This is a genomic window from Anaerolineae bacterium (assembly GCA_025062375.1).
In the GTDB taxonomy this organism is placed as follows: Bacteria; Chloroflexota; Anaerolineae; order SpSt-600; family SpSt-600; genus SpSt-600.
Map to the genome: position 1 here is coordinate 1 of JANXAG010000086.1, position 590 is coordinate 590.

General features: G+C 64.1%; 1 rRNA gene. It reads left to right on the plus strand.

The features are described 5' to 3' along the window. Window positions 1-220 precede the first annotated feature (220 nt). Window positions 221-590, plus strand: a 16S ribosomal RNA gene (locus NZ653_10160); the annotation flags it as partial.

Sequence of the window (590 nt, forward strand, 5' to 3'; positions counted from 1 at the left end):
GTGCGTTTAGATCCTGGACAAGCGATCGGTGGCGGGGCGCACGGCCGATGAACATCGAAGCAGGCCCGCTCCACCGTTATAGGGGCTGATCCCTATAGCGGTTTATGTTGTCTTCCGCACCTTAACAACTGAATTGTGGCAGGAAGTCCGGGGGCGTCTGGCAGAAGTCTTGCGGTCGGACCTTACACCCCGGGAGGTCAACCTCCTGGGGATATAAGAGCCGACGGAGAGTTTGATCCTGGCTCAGGGTGAACGCTGGCGGCGTGCCTAACACATGCAAGTCGAGCGGGGAGGGGGTAGGCGCAAGCTGAGCCCTCCGAGCGGCAAACGGGTGAGTAACACGTGGGTGACCTGCCCCGGCGTGGGGGATAACCCTCCGAAAGGAGGGCTAATACCGCATACGCTCGGCGGGGACGGCCCGTCGAGGAAAGGCCTGGGGAGGAGACGAACCAGGTCGCGCCGGGAGGGGCCCGCGGCCCATCAGGTAGTTGGTGGGGTAATGGCCCACCAAGCCGATGACGGGTAGCCGGCCTGAGAGGGTGACCGGCCACACGGGCACTGAGACACGGGCCCGACTCCTACGGGAGGCA